This window comes from Arthrobacter celericrescens (genome assembly GCF_003614925.1).
In the GTDB taxonomy this organism is placed as follows: domain Bacteria; phylum Actinomycetota; class Actinomycetes; order Actinomycetales; family Micrococcaceae; genus Arthrobacter; species Arthrobacter celericrescens.
Genome location: NZ_QYLP01000014.1, coordinates 37,424 through 50,624, shown reverse-complemented (window position 1 = coordinate 50,624; position 13,201 = coordinate 37,424). Strand labels below are relative to the sequence as shown.

11 protein-coding genes and 1 pseudogene are annotated in these 13,201 nt (G+C 64.6%); 5 read left to right on the top strand and 7 right to left on the bottom strand.

Translation table 11 applies throughout. The features are described from left to right. Positions 1-240 precede the first annotated feature (240 nt). The 5 genes and pseudogenes from D3654_RS01890 (at position 241) to D3654_RS01865 (ending at position 5,409) form a co-directional block, all read left to right on the top strand. Positions 241-1,098 (top strand): hypothetical protein, encoded by an 858-nt coding sequence (locus D3654_RS01890; RefSeq protein ID WP_162943589.1) that lies wholly within the window; start codon positions 241-243, stop codon positions 1,096-1,098. Positions 1,099-1,127: 29 nt separating this feature from the next. Further along, positions 1,128-1,637 (top strand): annotated as a pseudogene (locus tag D3654_RS01885) (type 2 periplasmic-binding domain-containing protein); the annotation flags it as partial. A gap of 597 nt (positions 1,638-2,234) precedes the next feature. Further along, positions 2,235-3,584: a hypothetical protein gene (locus tag D3654_RS01880; RefSeq protein WP_162943588.1), complete on the top strand. Its 1,350-nt coding sequence runs from the start codon at positions 2,235-2,237 to the stop codon at positions 3,582-3,584. Between the two features lie 392 nt (positions 3,585-3,976). Beyond that, complete coding sequence (locus D3654_RS01875; RefSeq protein WP_120519840.1) at positions 3,977-4,930, top strand: D-2-hydroxyacid dehydrogenase family protein; 954 nt, start codon at positions 3,977-3,979, stop codon at positions 4,928-4,930. A 254-nt stretch (positions 4,931-5,184) separates the two neighbouring features. Beyond that, the gene (locus D3654_RS01865; RefSeq protein ID WP_120519839.1) at positions 5,185-5,409 is read left to right on the top strand and encodes a DUF2283 domain-containing protein; all 225 of its coding nucleotides are present in this window, start codon (positions 5,185-5,187) and stop codon (positions 5,407-5,409) included. A 166-nt stretch (positions 5,410-5,575) separates the two neighbouring features. Here the strand turns inward: D3654_RS01865 and D3654_RS01860 are convergent, their stop codons facing one another. From D3654_RS01860 to D3654_RS01830, 7 genes are read right to left on the bottom strand one after another with little or no spacing between them, the layout of a single operon-like run. Continuing rightward, positions 5,576-7,000, bottom strand: a complete 1,425-nt coding sequence (locus D3654_RS01860) for an NtaA/DmoA family FMN-dependent monooxygenase (RefSeq protein WP_120519838.1) — start codon at positions 6,998-7,000, stop codon at positions 5,576-5,578. Next, positions 6,997-8,190: an LLM class flavin-dependent oxidoreductase gene (locus D3654_RS01855; protein WP_120519837.1), complete on the bottom strand. Its 1,194-nt coding sequence runs from the start codon at positions 8,188-8,190 to the stop codon at positions 6,997-6,999. Before D3654_RS01855 ends, D3654_RS01860 begins: the two co-directional genes overlap by 4 nt. Continuing rightward, positions 8,187-9,065: a DUF1684 domain-containing protein gene (locus D3654_RS01850; protein ID WP_120519836.1), complete on the bottom strand. Its 879-nt coding sequence runs from the start codon at positions 9,063-9,065 to the stop codon at positions 8,187-8,189. Before D3654_RS01850 ends, D3654_RS01855 begins: the two co-directional genes overlap by 4 nt. Further along, the gene (locus tag D3654_RS01845; RefSeq protein WP_120519835.1) at positions 9,049-10,254 is read right to left on the bottom strand and encodes an LLM class flavin-dependent oxidoreductase; all 1,206 of its coding nucleotides are present in this window, start codon (positions 10,252-10,254) and stop codon (positions 9,049-9,051) included. Before D3654_RS01845 ends, D3654_RS01850 begins: the two co-directional genes overlap by 17 nt. Then, entirely contained in the window at positions 10,251-11,279 is a 1,029-nt protein-coding gene (locus D3654_RS01840; RefSeq protein WP_120519834.1) for an ABC transporter substrate-binding protein, read from the bottom strand. The genes D3654_RS01845 and D3654_RS01840 overlap by 4 nt, the downstream gene beginning before the upstream one ends. 14 nt (positions 11,280-11,293) lie before the next feature. Beyond that, positions 11,294-12,142 (bottom strand): amino acid ABC transporter ATP-binding protein, encoded by an 849-nt coding sequence (locus tag D3654_RS01835; RefSeq protein WP_245413030.1) that lies wholly within the window; start codon positions 12,140-12,142, stop codon positions 11,294-11,296. Further along, positions 12,139-13,176, bottom strand: a complete 1,038-nt coding sequence (locus D3654_RS01830) for an amino acid ABC transporter permease (RefSeq protein WP_120519833.1) — start codon at positions 13,174-13,176, stop codon at positions 12,139-12,141. Before D3654_RS01830 ends, D3654_RS01835 begins: the two co-directional genes overlap by 4 nt. Between the last annotated feature and the right edge of the window lie 25 nt (positions 13,177-13,201).

The following is a 13,201-nucleotide window of genomic DNA, read 5'->3' as shown; positions in this document are numbered from 1 at the left end:
ACCAATAGTCGCGGATCGTACGGAGGTGTGACCCCAAATTGCCTGCAAACAGATTCTATTCAGGGCGTCGACAGTCGCCGGTGAAATGCGCACTTTTCGAAAAACAGGCCAGGTCGCTGCGGTAGCCGGACGAGAACAGGCTAACGAGCGGTTCACGTGGGGTCCTGGTCTTTTTCGCCAAGTTGGATAGGTTGGCAGAATCACTCTTGAAGGGGTCGTGCTCGAACAGACGGAGCGCTCATGGAATCAGGTCCGCGGGACTTAACCGAACTTCGGCGAGCGGGCGATGCCCATCCGTCGTGGTTCCTCGATCTTGTTCAACCAGAAATTGGTGGCGGTCGGCTCGACGTGAGCCTCCTATCGAAAATTGATGCCAATCCTAGAGCGACGGCGCTTCGTGTTAGCGGCTTGAACCAATCAAGCTTTGAGCGGCTGGTCTCCGACCACGGATCCCAGTTCAAGGAGATCGAGTTTTGGAAGTGTCCCAAGCTGCAGGACCTAACACCGCTTGAAGACCTTCCGGATCTGCGGATGGTCTCGATTTTCTGGAACCAACGAGCGACGCGCCTGTGGGACCTTGCCCGCACGCCGCGCCTGTCAGCGTTACGCATTGATGATTTCACCCGGCTTCATCAGTTGGATGACCTCTACGCCGGGCAGACATTGAAGGAACTCATCGTCGGTGACGCCGTATGGGACAAATCGACCTTTGAGACCCTAGAACCCCTAGGAACGCTTAGGAACCTGCTGAACCTAAGCCTGCTCCCAAAACGCATCGATGATGGTCGTGTACAACCCCTCGGTTCGCTGACAAACCTCAAGACGTTACGGATTCCATACAACCTCTTCACAACGGAACAGCTGGCCTGGCTTCGGGCGCATTTGCCTGAGGCGGTGGAATCGGATGCGCTGGCCGCCGTCCTTCCTCTAAAACCACCTTTGCACGTTGGCGGTAAGCCTCGCGATGTTCTCCTTATCGGGAAGCGCAAACCGTTCCTAAATTCTGAGTTGGACGCTGCACGCATCCGCAAGCATGAATTGGGCTTTCAAGAAATGGTCGCCGCTTTCCGCGGCGACCCCAGCCTCAGCCCTAAGTGACCGCGCATGGCCGGGCGTGATGCCCACTCGCCACCTACCGCACCGACCCCCTGGGCTTCTACGCGAAGAGCGACTCGGACATCGGCGAGGTCAAGGAAGCCAAGGACGTGGCGGGCAAGCGCGTGGTCGTGGGCTCGGGCACCAACCAGGAAGCCATTCTGGTGCGCTGGGATGAGGAGAACAAGAAGAACGGCCTGAAGCCGGTTGAGTTCCAGTATTACGACGACGACTCCGCCTCCTCCCTCGCGATCCAGTCCGGCCGCGCGGACCTGACCTTCGGCCCGAACGCCGGCGCCGCGTACAAGGCCGCGAAGGACGGAAAGACCAAGCAGGTGGGCACCGTCAACGGCGGCTGGCCGCTGAAGGCCGACATCGCCTTCACCACCAAGAAGGGCAACGGGCTCGCGGTCGCTGCGCAGGCCGCCCTTAATTCCTTGATCAAGAACGGCACGTACGGGAAGATCCTGGACCGCTGGGGCCTGTCTTCGGAGGGTATTGCCAAGTCGGAACTGAACCCGCCTGGGTTGTCTAAGAAGTAAGGTCTGGGACGGCCTAGGCGCTGCGGGAGGTTTCCGCGGTGGTGGGGCTGCTTTGCTTGGTTGTGCAGTCTGTTAGCAGCCGCAATACCTGATGATTCTTCGCGTCGGGAAGCGGGCGTGCCAGGCGGTCAAGCTTTGTGACGACGAAGTGTCGCCGTCACGAAAGGCGGCAATCATTTTATGGAGTCGGGGCGATCGCGCTTGGTGCCAGCGGTTCCGTGATCGACGCAAAACTCCGTCACCTCTACGCTGCCAGCCACGAGAGCCGTTCGCAGAGCGGGGCGATCCTGGGGACGGGTGGAAAACGCGATCGTCGCCGATCAGGAAATTTTCAGGCTGTACCGTTTGAGGCACCTTGACTGGGCATTTTGCCGGCGGGTCATACGGGAATCGGACACATCCGGAGCCTGGGGCTTCTCGGGGAACTGATCACGAAATCGGGAAGGCGACCCGTCAACGACTGGCCAACGGTCACACGCCTAAAGGCGTTGCAACTAATCCGCTTCGGCTTTTGTTCTCTCCAGGAAGAAAGTTGGTGACGAAGGAGCTGGGGCGAATCCCCAGAACGTGACCACGCGCTCGGTAGGATCGGTCTTCATGAGTGGAGAAACCGAGACGACAGCATACGATCTAATCTTCCCCCGACTGGACTCCTTCCTAAGGTCGATGCAGGCAATAGGGGACGTCGACGACTTTGTTAGCGATAGCTCTCTATCGCTAAACAGTGTTGAAAATTCATTTGTCGTACAAGCGAAACGATTATTTCCCGGCGTCGATTCAGAGGTGCACTTGCGCGCTGCCGAATATATTCATCCGCAAATACATCTACGAATGAATTCCGTTGAAAGACTCAAGAAAAAGAAAGCTGGAAAGTCCAGCATTGAACAGTGGACTAAAGCCTGGGAGTCCGGTATGAAGAGGAAACTTGCAGAGCTGACGGGAGATGAAGAATACTTCTACAAATATGCACGAGTTTGGAACAGCATGAGTACGACTGGTGAAAAGAGCAAACTTATCCGAAACTCGCTTCTCATGGCTGCTGTGAGCGACTTTGAAGTGCTCATATCGGGACTAGTTAGGGCCTTTTTGGAGTTGCGTCCTGAAATCATCAAGTCTGCTGAAACGAAGTATTCATTCTCTGATCTGGAACCGTTTTCCACCCTTGATGACTTTCGCCGCCACTGTGCCGAAAACATGGCAGAGACGCTACTCCGCGGAGGCTTCGATGACTGGATGGAGTGGTTCGGCAGTAAGCGGAAGATCAGAGTGGAGGAGGTGACCGAAAATGCGCCAATCCTAGTGGAGATCTTTCAGCGGCGTCACCTTCTTGTCCACAACGGCGGCAAAGTCAACAAGTTTTATCTTTCCAAAGTTTCTGGTAACTCTACGCCGAGCGAGGGGGAGGTACTCGGTGTCAGTAGAACGTACCTGAAGCGATCACTCGACGAACTAACCATAGCTGGAATCAAGCTCGCTCTTTCGCTGGTGCTAAAAATTGGTTCCAATCAAAAGGATTTAGAGGAAGTTGACCACTACATTTACCATCTATCACTGGATTTTCTCACCGCCGAGTCTTGGCGGGTAGCACACCGTTTGTGCGACTGGCAGTTAAGTTTCGTTCAGGATTCCGAAACTCGGCTGATTGCATCTGTGAATAGATGGGTTGCTAAGAAGGAAATAGATGGCCTAGAGAGCGTTGGCGAAGAAGTCGAAGCTTGGGATGTCGCCACTTTGGACGGACGCTACAGGCTGGCAAAATATTCGCTGCTCGAAAAAAACAAAGAAGCTTATGCTTTGGCAAAGTCCCTCATAGCTCGCGGTGATATCGATCGGGAAAACTGGCGCGATTGGCCCATGCTTCGTGGGGTTCGACGCTACGAGGCGGAGAATGTGGACGAACAGAGTCGTCTTTGGGTCTCCTCATTTGGTGATGAACATGAGCACTGAGGGAGAGCGTGGCGCCTAAATCGCAGGTCGAACCCGTTCTTTTGCTCGCCGCTGCCTTCAAGCCAAGTGTCGGGACACTCTGGTAGCGCTGATCGAGTCGAAGCCAAGCTCGGGCAATGGTCCAGCGCCCTTCTGACTACGATTGGCAAGGCAGCGCAGGACGCCACCGCCTCAGAATCCTTGAAGGGATAGGGACCGCCAGAGCCGATATCACGCCAGATTCCAACCGGTTCGAGGCATGACATCTACTAGGACATCGAAACACTCAACGGCTGCGCTTTTCTTAAGCCGAGCAATTGTGCAGCCGCATAGGTTTGCAACCTACCACTCGCATTTCCCCCACCCAACCCGCACTATCGTGGACTCCAACGACCCCTCCCCAAAGGAGCACCATGCGCCAGCGCCTCGCCATACTCGATGACTACCAGGGTGTCGCCTACGACTACGCCCCCTGGGACCAGCTTGCCGCCGACGGAATAGACGTCACTGTCTTCGGCGAACCCTTCGAGGACGAGGAAGACCTGGTCCAGGCCCTCCGCCAGTTCAGCATCGTGGTCGCCATGCGCGAACGCACGGCCTTCACCGCCGCCCGGCTCCACCAGTTGCCCAAGCTGAAACTCCTCGTCACCACCGGCATGGCCAATCCGTCCATCGACATTGAGACCGCCCGGGACCTGGGCATCACGGTCTGCGGAACCGGGGGCTCCTCAACCGCAGCACCGGAACTGACCTGGGCACTCGTGCTGGCCGCCGCACGGAACCTGCAGTTCGAGGGCAACGCCCTGCGCGCCGGCCGACTGCAGAGCACCGTCGGCTTTGAGCTCGCCGGCAAGACCCTCGGAGTGCTGGGCCTGGGCAGGATCGGCACGAAGGTGGCCGGCTACGCGAAGGCGTTCGGCATGGACGTGATCGCCTGGAGCCCCAACCTGCGCGAGGAAGCCGCGGCTGCGGCCGGCGTCCGGAAGGTGAGTAAAGACGCCCTCTTCCGGGAGGCCGACGTCGTAAGCGTCCACGTGCGGCTCTCCGACCGCTCGCGCGGGGTGGTCGGCGAGGAGGAGCTGCGGCTGCTCGGCCCCGACGGGATCCTGGTCAACACCGCCCGCGGGCCACTCGTGGACGGAGACGCCCTCCTCCGCGGACTGAACGAGGGCTGGCTGGGCGGCGCCGCCCTTGACGTGTACGACGTCGAGCCCCTCCCCGCGGACCATCCACTCCTGGACGCGCCGCGCACTGTGCTGACCCCGCACCTCGGGTACGTCACCGCCGAAAGCTACACCCGCTTCTACGGCGAGGCCTTCGAGGACGTCCGTGCCTGGGCGCAGGGCAAGCCGGTGCGGGTGCTCTGACGGCAGCTACGCCCTACTGTCCCGGGGCCTGGTAGGACGGTGTCTTCTTGGCGGCTTCGTCGATGTCCTCCACAGTGAGGAGCGGCTTCAGGCGGACGTTGACGTTCCCCGACGCATGGGCAGTCAATATATGCCCGGTCGCCGCGTGCGCGAGGGCTGTCAGCTCCGTTGTCAGGCCGGGTTAGGCTTGTTGCCGCACAAGGATTTCCTGACCGACGACTCCGCATAACAAGGAGAGACTGGGGCGCCAGCGAATGAAAATTACCTACGATAAAGAAGCAGATGCCGCCTATATCCAGATCGTCGATGAAATCCTCGACGGAGAGGCGTCAACTCAGGTGCATTCAATAGGGACTCCTGACGATAAAGGAGAGATAATCATCGACTTCGATGTCGACGGTCGAATTCTCGGGCTGGAGATCTTAGGCGCGAAGGACGTGCTCCGAGAGGAAACCCTCGCCCAAGCGCGACGTCCCTAAACGAATCAGGGCGGCCGGCACTAATGTGCTGGCCGCCCCGTTTCATGAGAAAGAAGCTACAGCCACTGCTCCCACACCGTCAGCTGGAGCCGCACCGTTTCCTCGTTCCAGAGGGAATCGCCGACGTCGGACTCCTCCGCCTCGGGAAAACGCACCGGTGCGCCGCTCACCGGACGCTCCCGGCAGCTTCCGGAACCAGCTCAGGCGAGCGTTCCGGCGTCGCGAGCCCGAGGTTCTCCCGCAGCGTCGAGCCGACGTACTCCGTGGGGTACACGCCGCGTTCCTGAAGCTCGGGGACCAGGTGGTTCACGATGTCGTCCAGGCCGCTCGGGATGATCCACGGCGAGATGTTGAAGCCGTCCACGGCCCCCACCCGGGCGTATTCGGCCAGGGTGTCCGCCACCGAGCTGTAGGAGCCGGTGAAGGTGGAGTCGATGCGGGCCGTCCGGGAGCTCACGAACTGCCGGATGGACCACCCGTTCTCCGAGGCCTCGGCCCGCCACTGCTCGGCAAGCTCCCGTGCTTTGGCGCCGTGGAAGCCGCTGCCCCGGGTCTCCGACGTCGTCTCCACCACGGGATCGATGTCCGGCAGCGGGCCGTCCGGATCGAACGAAGACAGCTCGCGGCCCCAGAACTGCTCCAGGTAGGCGATGGCCTGCTGCGGGCCGATCTGCAGGCTCCGCACCCACTCCTTCTTCTCCCGCGCCTCCTCATCCGTGGCGGCCAGGATGAACTCGCTCGCGGGGAAGATCTGCACGTCGTTGGCGCCGCGACCGGCCGCCACGGTCCGGGCCGCGATGTCCTCGCGGAACGCCACCGCGGCCTCGAACTTCGGGTGCGCGGAGAAGATGACGTCCGCCTGGCGGGCGGCGAAGTCGCGGCCTTCCGGGGAGTCGCCGGCCTGGAACAGGACCGGCCGGTACTGGGCGCTGCGCGGCAGCCGCGGCGTCACGTCCACGGTGTAATGCTGCCCCTCGTGCCGGACTGAGCGGGCGTGCGCCGGAGTGGCCCAGGACTCCGCGCCAACCGAGGACGAGACCGCCCCGTCCTCCCAGGAGTCCCAGATCCGCTTGGCAGTCTGCACGAAGGCCTCGGCGTGCACATACCGGTCCGCATGGTCCAGGTAGCCCCCACGGCGGAAGTTGGCGCCGGTCCAGGCGTTGTCCGTGGTGACCACGTTCCAGGCCGCGCGCCCGCCGGAGAGCAGGTCCAAGGAGGCGAGGCGGTGGGCCAGGTCCGCGGGGTCGTTGTACGTGGTGTTTTGGGTGGCCACCAGCCCAATGTTCCGCGTCACCGAGGCGAGTGCGGCGAGCATGGTCTGGGCGTCCGGACGGCCCGCCACATCAAGGGCGTGCGGCCGGCCCAGGTGCTCGCGCAGGCGCAGGCCCTCGCCCAGAAAGAAAGCGGCGAACAGGCCGCGCTCGGCGGTCTGGGCGATCCTGCGGAAGGACTCGAAATCCGTCTGCGACCCGGCCTCCGGGGTCTTCCAGATAGTGCCGGAGTTGACGCCCTGGAAGAACACGCCGAACTGGAGCTTGCCCGACGGCCGGAATGTAGCACGGCCGTGCTGAATCGAATTCTCCTGGCTCATGCCGGTTCCCCAATCGTGGTGTCAAGAAGCGCTGTGGCGTAGCGGTTTTCCGGCCGTTCCAGGCCGAGCAGCTCGCGGAAGGTGCCGCCGGACGCGGCAGGCTGCAGCAATCCGCGGCGGCGCAGCTCCGGAAGCACCAGCTGCGCCAGTTCCTCCAATTCCACGTCCAGCACGGCAGGGTGGATCCGCACGCCGTCGACGACGGCGAGCAGCTCCGCGAGGAAGTCCGCCAGCTCCGCGGCGGTCCCGACGAAGCGGGCCCGCGGGCTCTCCCACGCGGTGAAGGCCTCCAGCTCGGCGAGCCGCGCGGCGGCGGACTGCCCGCGGGAGTCCAGGACGACGTCGAGCTCGGCAATCACAGCCGGCCCGCCCCCAACAGGAACGATCCCAGCCGGGCCGCCCCCAACAGCGGCCAGGTTGGCACGCACCTCGGCGGCTTCCGCGGCGAGGAGCTCCGCCGTCGGGGCCGAAACCAGCACGGCATCAACGGCGGATGGCAGCAGCGAGCCATTCACGGACACCAGCTGCGCCGGCGCCAGCACCGGCAGCTGCCCCTGCAGCGGGCGCGGAATGATGGAGGGCCCCTTCACGGAGTAGGCCTCCCCCGGGAAACCGGCCGGCGTCTCAAAATCGGCGTAGTGCAGCTTGTCCACGTCCAGGTAGCGGCCGGTGGGGACGTCGCGGATCACGGCGCCGTCCTCCCAGGAATCCCAGAGCCTGCGGCCCACCTCCACGGACGCGGCCGCCTCATGCGCCAGGGCGTCCTCGGCAGCGACGGAACGCCCGACGGCGGCAGCCTCCCGGGCGTCGCCGCTCGCCTTGACGAGCCACCCGCCGCGGCCGCCGGACACGTAGTCCAGGCTGGCCAGCTGAGTGGCGGCGTGGAAGGGCTCGGTGTAGACGGTGTCCACCTCCGGGACCAGCGCGATGGACCCGGCGACGGGCCCGGCGAAGGCCGCGCGCTGCAGGGCGTTCAGGCGGCCCGCGACGTCGCGGCCCTCGGTGACAGGCCCGTCCGCGAACGTCGCGGCGTGGAACCCGGCCGACTCCGCGGCCACGACGGTGCTGCGGATCCGCTCGCCGTTCAGGAGCGCGTCCGGGGTGTGCCGGGCCTTGCGCCAGGCCGCGGGGTGGGCGCCGTCGCCGTCGAGCTCCAGCGCGAGGAAGCCGGCGTTGGAAGAGTGGGTCACGGGGTCTGCCTTTCGTAAGGGATCTTTTCGCCGGCTTCGATGGCCACGGGCAGCCGGTTTTCGGCCGGCGGCAGCGGGCAGGTGGCCAGGTCGGTGTAGGCGCAGGGCAGGTTCACGGCCCGGTTGAAGTCGAGCAGCACGGAGCTGTCCTCCGCCGGAACCACCGAGAGCGAACGGTTGGCCGCGTAGGTGGTCTTGCCCGAGGTGGCGTCGGTGAACAGCACGGAAAGCGAGCCCGGGGCGTGGCCGTTGAACGCGGTCAGCGACAGTTCCCGGCCGTCCAGGCTGAAGCGGATCTCGCCCGGAGCTTCGTAAACGTGCTGGATGCCCTCGACGGCGGCGCCCACTGTGGTGGTCCGCGGCTCGGCGAACGGCACGTAACGGCCTACGACGGCGAACGCGGCATCCGGCTCGTAGGCCGGGGTGCCCCGGTATTCGTTGAGCAGCGGGTTGCGCGGATGCCGCGGGCGGACGATGTACTCGCCGCCGCGCTTGGCCAGCTCGACCACGGTTTCAGGCCCGACGGCAGTGTCCCCCGCCTGCAGGTTGATGCCGGCGCGTTCGGCGATGGGGCCGAAGCTGAGGCGGCTGCCGCTGGTTGCATTCAGTTCCCGGCCGTCGCGGCGCAGGCTTTCGCCCGCCTCGAGGACAACGGTGACGACGTCGTTCGCCACGCTCCAGGTGCCCGGCACGCCGGCGAGGCGCTGCGGCGTGCCGTCCAGCCAGTGCAGGTGCGAGACGGCGAGGAAGCCGTGCGGATCGGCGCGGTGGCGTTCGTGGGCGGCGTGCCATTCGGCCCATTCGGCGGCGAAGGCCGGGCTGGTTTTCGGGGCGGAAAGAATGTCAGTGGACAGAATGTCAGTGGGTGAGGGCATGGTTGCTCCTATGGATGGCATGGTCTCGTTCAACGGCTGTAGCGGCGTCGGGTTCAGGGGCGTCAGGCGCAGCGGCGTCGGGTTCGCCGGCGCCGTGTTCCGCGGCTCCGGCAAAGGCCGGGCGCCGCCCGTAGGGGTCGGCGGCTTCCCACAACGTGGTGGGAGCGGCGGCGCGCACGGCCGGGATGACGTCGAGGGCGAAGCGCTCCAGGATGTCCAGCTGCTGTTCGAAGGGCAGGGTGGTGGGAAGTGAGATCGACTGCAGGTCGTGGCCGTAGAGCGCGTGGTAGCTGAGGATCTTGTCGACCACCTGCTCCGGGCTGCCCACCAGGGCGGGGCCTTCGGCCACGGCGTGGTCGATGTCCCGGAACGGCGAGTTGTTGCCGGGGACGTTGCGCCCGGCGGTCAGGGCCTCATAGACCGGGCCGAACTGCCGCTTGGCCTCCTGGGTGGTGTCCGCGATGAACACCCCGCCCGCGCCGCTGCCGGAGCCGAGGTACTGGTGCCTGGGGTCGTGCCCATGGCGTTCGTATTCCTCGCGGTAGTGGTCGATCAGGATCTTGTAGTTCTCCCGCGGCTGGATGGCGTTGGCGGTGAACAGGGGATCGCCCCACTCGGCCGCCAGCGCCGCGGAGGTCAGCGTTGTGGCAGACCCGTGCCAAATCCGGGGCGAACCCGCGAAGGGACGCGGCGTAGTGGTGGTTTCCTCGGTCAGGGCGGGCCGGAAGCGCCCGGACCAGGTGACGTTTTCCTCGCGCCACAGCCGGCGCAGCAGCCCGTACTTCTCAGCCAGGAGGTCCCACTGATCGTCCAAAGAGAGCCCGAACAGCGGGTACTGCAGCACCTCGTTGCCCTTGCCGATCACCAGTTCCAGCCGGCCGCGGCTGAGCTGGTCGATCGTGGCGTAGTCCTCCGCCACGCGCACCGGATCCAGCACGGAGAGAACGGTGACGCCGCTCTGCAGCCGGATGCGGCTGGTGACGGCCGCGATCGCGGCGAGGACCGTCGTCGGGGATGAGGAAATGAACTCCCCCGCGTGCCGCTCCCCCACAGAGAAACTGTCGTAGCCGAGCTCTTCGGCCTTGCGGGCGGTCTCCACCACTTGGTTGAGCCGCTCCGCCGTCGAGACGATCCGCCCGGTGAGCGGATTCCTCAGGTGCGGGATGATGTCCAGGACCTGGAACTTCACTTGGAACCTGCCTGGGCAGCGGCCTTCGTGGCCGCGAAGTTCGCCTCGGTGATGGTCTTCGACTCCGGGAGGGCTTCCTCGGACAGGCCCCAGCGCTCCAACACCTTGGCGTAGGAACCGTCCTTGATCGCCGAGTTCAGGGCGTCCGTGATGGCCGGGGCCAGGCCGTTGCCCTTCAGGGTGGTGGCTGCCACGAGAGTCTCGGAGGGCCAGCCGGCGTTGACCTTGCCCACCACCTTGAGGTCGTCACGGGTGTTTTCCCGGTACGTGGTGGAGGGGTACGGGCCGATGTTCAGGTCCGTGCGGCCGGACGACAGGGCCAGGATGGTGTCGGCCTCGGAGGAGTAGTACTGCAGCGTGGCCGGCGCCTTGCCCTTCGCCTCGAGCTCCTTGTTCCAGGCCAGGAGGATCTTCTCCTGGTTGGTGCCCGAGCCGACGGAGACCTTCAGACCGGAGATGTCGTCCGCGCCCTTGATGTTGTAGTTCGAGGACTTCTTGGCTTCGAAGCCCATGAAGGCCGCCCGGTAGCTGGAGAAGTCGAAGAGCTTCACGCGGTCCTTGTTGATGCCCACGTTGGAGAACACGGCCTCGACGTAGCCGGACTGGGTCTTCAGCGGCCAGTTCTCCCAGGAGGTGACCTGCAGGTCCAGCTCGAGTCCAAGTTTGTCGGCCACCAGCTGGGCGATGTCGGTTTCGACGCCGATGGGGGTCTTGTCATCCGTGGCGTGGAAGGACAGCGGGATGGACCCTGCCGTGGTGGCAACTGTCAGCTTGCCGTCCTTGCCGATCGCGGCGGGAAGCTTGCCGACGGCCGCCACGTCCTTCTCCACACGGATCCGGTTCTGTTCCGGCGCGGTGTTGTAGACGACGCCGTTGCGGGCCGCCGTCGTCCCGGCGCCGGAGCCGCTGTTGGCGGACGCCCCCGGATCGGAGCAGCCGGCCAGGACCGGGACGACGACGGCGGGCAGCACGGCAAGTGCCAGGAGTTTGGTTTTGCTGCGGGTACGGGAAGTGGTGCGAAGCATGGCGTGGCGGGTCCTCAGATGTTGAAAGCCGGTTCGATGACTTTGGAGAAGAAGCTGCGGGTGCGGGGTTCGCGCGGGTTGGTGAAGATTTCCTGCGGGCTGCCTTGTTCGATGATCTGGCCCTCGTCCATGAAGACCACGGTGTCCGCGACGTCCCGGGCGAAGCCCATCTCGTGCGTGACGATGATCAGGGTGGTGCCGGAGGTGGCGAGCTCGCGGATCACGTCCAGGACCTCGTTGACCAGCTCCGGGTCCAGGGCCGAAGTGGGCTCGTCGAACAGCAGGATCTTCGGGTTCAGGGCGAGCGCCCGGGCGATGGCCACGCGCTGCTGCTGGCCGCCGGAAAGCTGGCGCGGGTAGGCGTTCGCACGATCCTTCAGGCCCACGCGGTCCAGGAGTTCCAGTGCCCGCTTCCGGGCTTCCTCCTTGGACCGACCTTGCGCGACGACGGGTGGCTCCGCCACGTTTTCCAGCGCGGTCAGGTGCGGGAACAGGTTGAAGTTCTGGAACACCATGCCGATGTCCGTGCGCTGCTTGAGGATGTCCTTCTCGCGCAGTTCGTGCAGCTTGTTGCCGCGGAGCCGGTAGCCCACCAGCTCGCCGTCAATGGTGATGTAGCCGCCGTCCACCTTTTCCAGGTGGTTGATGGTGCGCAGCAGGGTGGACTTGCCGGAACCGGACGGACCCACAATCACGGCCACGCCGCCTGGCGGCACGATCAGGGAGACGCCCTTGAGGACTTCGGTGGCACCGTAAGTCTTGCGGACATCGGTGATTTGGACGTGGCCGCGGGTCGCGGCCGGCGAGCCGGCAGCGGGAGCCGCGGGCGCCGTCGTCGGGGTTTCGGTAACAGCGGTGCTCATCGGGTCTTCCTGTCAACAGGGGCGTGGGTGGCGAAGAAGCGGCGGACCTTCTGCAGGGGCGTATCCGGCAGCTTCCGGACGGCGCCCTTGGAGTAGTGGCGCTCGATGTAGTACTGGAAGACGCTCAGCACCGAGGTGATGACCACGTACCAGAGGGTGGCCACGAGCAGCAGCGGCAGTACCTGCTGGGTGCGGTTGTAGATGACCTGCACGGTGTAAAACAGCTCCGAGTAGGCCAGGACGTAGACGATCGAGGTCCCCTTGACCAGGCCGATGATCTCGTTGAAGGCCGTGGGCAGGATGGCGCGCATGGCCTGCGGCAGCACGATCCGGGTGGAGCGCCGCCAGGCCGGGATGCCCAGCGCGGCCGCGGCCTCGAGCTGGCCCTGGTCCACTGAGAGGATGCCGCCGCGGATGATCTCGGCCGAGTAGGCGGCCTGGTTGAGGGTCAGGCCCAGCACGGCTGCGGCGAACTGGCTGATGAGCGTGGTGGTCTGGACCTCGAAGAAGCGGACGTCCGTGAACGGGATGCCCAGGCTGACCTTCTCGTACAGGTAGCCCAGGTTGTACCAAAGCAGCAGCTGGACCAGCAGCGGGGTGGAGCGGAAGATCCAGGAGAACGTCCAGGACACCCCAACCAGCAGCGGCGAGGCAGAGAGCCGCATGAGCGCGAGCACGAAGCCGAGGATGAAGCCGAGCGCCCCGGAGATGGCCGTGAGCTTGAGGGTTTCGATGAGCCCGTTCACCACCGACTGGGCGGTGAACCACTGCGCCACAACGCCCCACTCCCAGCGCGGGTTCGTGGCCAGGGACCACAGCACGGCGGCGACGCCGAGTGCCACCAGCACTGTGCCCACCCAGCGGCCGGGATGCTTGGCCGGGACGAGTTTGTAACCGGAATAGTCGACGGCGGGTGGCTCGCTTGCGGGGCCTGTTTCGGTGCCCGTCGGGGTGCTGTCCGCGGCGCCGGCGGACGCCGGTCCGTTTGCCGTGGACGGTGCGGACTGCGCCACCGTGGTTGCTGTAGAACTCATGCGCCACCTCGCTTCGGATTGGGTG